The organism is Leisingera sp. ANG1, from assembly GCF_000203975.2.
Taxonomy (GTDB): Bacteria; Pseudomonadota; Alphaproteobacteria; order Rhodobacterales; family Rhodobacteraceae; genus Leisingera.
This window is the reverse complement of sequence record NZ_AFCF02000017.1, coordinates 1-1,643: the sequence shown is the minus strand read 5'-3', so window position 1 is coordinate 1,643 and position 1,643 is coordinate 1. Positions and strand designations below refer to the sequence as shown.

The following is a 1,643-nucleotide window of genomic DNA, read 5'->3' as shown; positions in this document are numbered from 1 at the left end:
GAGCTTTCCTCGATCTCGGTCATTGCCGAGACCGCGCTCTGCACCACTTCGCCGCTGGTGCGGGCCTCTTCCTTGGCCTCGTCCATGGTCGCCTCGACGCTGCGGGCGCCGTCGGCGGCGGATTTGACGGACGCGGTCAGCTCATCCAGCGCCGCGGCGGTCTGTTCCAGGGTGGCCGCCTGGCTCTCGGTGCGGTGCGACAGGTCGTCGGAGGCCTGGCTGATCTCGGTGGCGCCGTTGCGGATGCTGGCGGCGGCGGCAATCACCTGCTCCACGGTGGAGCTGAGGTTCCGCGCGGTGGTGTTGAAGTCCTGGCGCAGCTGTTCGTAATCCTGCGGGAAGGTCTCGGTGATCTGCGCCGTCAGGTCGCCCTGCGACAGCGCCGACAGCTTGCTGCTGAGCGCCGCCACAACCTTGCTGCGCTTCTCGTTCAGCGCATGTTCGGCATCCTCCAGCTCCTGCTGCCGGATCAGCGCCTGGCGGAAGACATCGACGCTTTGGGCGATCTCCCCCAGTTCGCTGCGCGCATTTGCCGAAGGGATTTCGCTGCTGGTGTCGCCATCCGCCATTGTCTGCATCCGGTTTTTCAAACCGTTCAGCGGGCCGGTCACGCTGCGGGTGATGAAATAGGCGGCAACCATCAGCGCCACCAGGCTGATGCCCAGCACGATCAGCGCCTCATTGCGCATCATCGCAACATCGGCCTCGATATCGGACACATAGGCGCCGGTGCCGATGATCCAGCCCCAAGGCTTATAGGCCTGCACATAGCCGATCTTGGCTTCCATCACCTCCGAATCGGGCTTCTTGAAGTAATAGGTCAGCTCGCCTGCGCCTTTGGAGGCGGCGATCTTCTCCAGCTCCTGAAACACCTTGATGCCGGTCACATCCTCATAGGCGCCCTGATTGGTGCCTACCCAATCCGGCACGATGGGGTGCGCCTGAACCACCAGCTCGTGGTCAAAGACAAAGACATAACCAGAATCGCCAAAGCGCAGCGCGGTCAGCCGCTCGCGGCCGATGTCGCGGGCCTCCTCCGCGGTGAAACGTCCGGATTTGACGCCTTCCTCCAGGTCGCGCAGCAGGCTGACGGCCGTGTCGGTGACATTGTGCAGCTCGGTATGGCGCATCTCATAGGCGTTTTTGACGGACTGCGAGAGCAGCAGGAAGGTCAGCAACGCCATCAGCGACAGCGCAAGCGCCGAAAGCGCGTAGATACGGACAGGCAGACGGTAGAGAAAAGCGGGTATTCTGGACATATATTCAGAGCCTTCATTGCAGGTCTATTGCCTGTCTGTTTAGGCTGCAGTTTCTAACAAACCCCTACCCGGAAACGCCCCATCCGCGCTTTCACGCCGTATTTCGGGAGGTTTTTGCCGTATTTTGATTGAACTGCCTAAAACCCGCCAGCCAGCGGCGATCCCAACCCGCGTAAAATGAAAACGCCCGGGGACCGCTCCCCGGGCATCTTTGCCTGCAAGACGCTGTTTCGGATCAGAAATCCTGCCACAGGTCGCGGGCGGCGTTGCCGCTGACGGCCGCCGCGGCGGGCTGGGGCGCGGGCTGCATGTCCCAGTCATCGCCGCCATGGGCGGTCGGCGCCGGCGCTGCTGCCGGGGCGCTGGAGGCCTTGGCCGGGGCGG

Annotated in this window: 1 protein-coding gene; it reads right to left on the bottom strand. The window is 63.2% G+C overall.

What is annotated here, in order from left to right:
- Positions 1-1,259: cache domain-containing protein (locus GC1_RS21770; protein ID WP_052265115.1), on the bottom strand; the 1,259-nt coding region annotated here is incomplete at its 3' end.
- Positions 1,260-1,643: the final 384 nt, after the last annotated feature.